The organism is Bacillus sp. JJ1503 (genome assembly GCF_036965125.1).
Lineage (GTDB): Bacteria > Bacillota > Bacilli > Bacillales > Cytobacillaceae > Cytobacillus.
This window is the reverse complement of sequence record NZ_JBALOZ010000469.1, coordinates 3005-5559: the sequence shown is the minus strand read 5'-3', so window position 1 is coordinate 5559 and position 2555 is coordinate 3005. Positions and strand designations below refer to the sequence as shown.

The window sequence follows — 2555 nt, the reverse complement described above, 5'->3', positions numbered from 1 at the left end:
ATCCAATGTATAGATTGTTTCCAAAACTGGCTGCTTCTCTATTAATTGAACGAGCAAAGTTGCAGCTTTTTCCCCTAATTCATAGATGGGCTGAACGACTGTTGTTAATTCAGGTGTTGTAGCAGTTGACATCATGATTCCATCAAACCCAACAATTGCAATGTCCTCGGGCACCTTTTTTCCAAGCTTATGAACGGCTTTAATCGTTCCGATGGCACTAGTATCATTTGCCGCAAATATCCCATCAATGTCAGGGTGTAGTTGCAAAAGCTTCATAGTTGCATCAAATGAAGTTTGCATGGAAAAATCTCCTTCAGCGATGAATGTTTCTTTAAACCAAGGCTCCTGACTTACAATTTCCCGATATCCTTTACATCGCTCATCAGCAGTAAAAATATCGTGCGGGCCCCTAATATGAGCAATTCGCTGTCGCCCTAATTCTTTCAAGAAACTTGCAGCAAGTCTTGCACCTTTTCTATTTTCAACTATGATTGTTGGCAGGCCCTTACTTATTTCCCGATCAATGCTGACAATAGGGATCTTAATCTTCTCAATCTGCTCAGCAGTCATGGTATTAGATGCTACGATTAAACCATCAACGTACTTCTGCATCATCATATCCAAATAAACCTGTTCTTTAGCCCTATCCTCATCTGAGTTGCACAGAATCACTGTATATCCAAGCTTTATTGCTACGTCCTCAACTGCTCGAGCTAGCTCTGGAAAGAATGGATTCATAATATCTGGAAGCATTAAACCTATCGTTTTCGATTGTTTCTTAAAAAGGCTCCTTGCGACTGCATTCGGCTTGTAGTTCAATTCCGCAATCGCCTGCTCGATCTTTTTCCTGGAATCTTCGCTTACATAACCTTTATTATTTAATACTCTTGAAACAGTAGCTACAGAAAGACCTGTATGCTTTGCGACATCCTTAATTGAAACCATTTTGTCACCTCATTGACCTGTAACCGGTTACACATATTTTATAGCAGAATCGTTTTACTAGTCAATAAGAATTTTGTCGAATCCTGTATAATATGTCATACAAAATGAATATATATGACATATTTATTTACATTTACTCTGTTCTTTTTCAGCCTAAATCCATATTTGGTTATTAATGGTTTGGATATAAAAATAGCGAACAGTGACATTTGCTGTTCGCTATTAAACTCCTCTATTATTGTTATTACTACTTTTCGTTTAGGATAAGCTCACTAATCTTGAACAATCCGAATGGCGTCCTGATCCAAGCTTTCCACGCCTTGTTTGAAGGCCAGTCTTGTTTTAAATCGATAAGATAAAGTGTCTGTCGATATTCTGGCATTGTTTGGCAAAAGGAATGAGAATGGAATTTTATTAACAGCTTCAGACTGAATGATTTTAGTAGTTAATATAGTGATAGAATCCACAATTTCTTCGCTTTCATCTGTCCTATTAAAGGTGACCAAATCACAATCTATCCTTTTCAGTTCTTGTGATATCGTGCCTCCCTTAATCAAGAAATGTCCCTTTACGACTTCACCTGGACGGTATATTTCTTTATCAAGTATCAGATCAATCTGTGCTGAACCTATTCCTATTAATGCCATATATTTTCTTAATATCATGTATACTCTCCTGTTTATATTTTGGGTTCTTGTGTCTATTTATTAATGAATGAATTTTGAACTCGTCTCTCTATTAAAGCTTCCATTTTGAAGTTTTTTATAAATAAAAGCAATACCATTCAATAAAAAATCGGGAATTTTCTTCGGTAAATAGCGCTTATTATAGAAGCGGTAGAACGCTTCCTTTAAATCCGCCCACTGGGTGCATAATTTGGATTGTCTAAATCGAGCTACATCAATAATTTTAATTTCATTATTAGATGTAATAATAATGTTTCGCAAATGAATATCAGATGGATTTAACCCTTGTTCTCTAGCTAGCTGTAAAGCTGCATCTATTTCCTTTACCTTTTCTTCAAAAATCGGTATACCCTTTGTTAGGCATTCAAAAAGTGTATGCCCATCTATATAATCAATGACTAAATAATTAGGGCCTGCCTCATATAGAGTGGGAAAATAACGGATATGCTGAATCGATTTGTAAATTTCCCCCTCCTCCTTAGCTAGATGGGTATAATCAGGGAAAAATACCTTTATTGCTTTAGTAGATTGTTGAATTCTAAATACATACGCACTTCTTCCCTTTCCAATCAAAGTTAGCGATTTATCGTAATCCAAAAGCTTTTGTTCGTTATGAGTAGTGATCATTTTGACACTTTCAGCTAAATTAGTAAATTGAAAAATAGTAGACACGCTCCCCTAGTTATTTGTTTAACGAACAATCAAAAAAGGCGTTATAACCGATTTTCTGGTTATAACGCCTTATACAAAAAGACCTTACCAATAAATCGGTAAGGTCTCGCAAACAATTTAAAATTGCCAATAAAGCCGAGGATTTAATCCCGTAATGACGACTTTATTGTAATGCTACTCCCCTTAAACGGAAGAATTATTCATTTTCGTTAATCATAGTATAATAGCAATTTTTGAATGAGTCAAATAAAC

General features: G+C 35.6%; 3 protein-coding genes. All 3 read right to left on the bottom strand.

Annotation, left to right across the window (positions count from 1 at the left end; translation table 11 throughout):
• On the bottom strand, positions 1 to 945 hold a 945-nt coding region (locus V7149_RS25330), incomplete at its 3' end, for a LacI family DNA-binding transcriptional regulator (protein WP_335348327.1).
• A gap of 272 nt (positions 946 to 1217) precedes the next feature.
• Complete coding sequence (locus tag V7149_RS25325) at positions 1218 to 1610, bottom strand: sporulation protein (protein WP_335348326.1); 393 nt, start codon at positions 1608 to 1610, stop codon at positions 1218 to 1220.
• A gap of 42 nt (positions 1611 to 1652) precedes the next feature.
• Positions 1653 to 2303, bottom strand: coding sequence for a protein kinase family protein (locus tag V7149_RS25320; RefSeq protein ID WP_335348325.1), 651 nt, complete (start codon positions 2301 to 2303; stop codon positions 1653 to 1655).
• Positions 2304 to 2555 lie beyond the last annotated feature (252 nt).

Coding starts and splice junctions, on each gene's coding strand:
- V7149_RS25325 (WP_335348326.1), bottom strand. CDS start 1,610: ATGATATTAAGAAAATATATGGCATTAATAGGAATAGGTTCAGCACAG.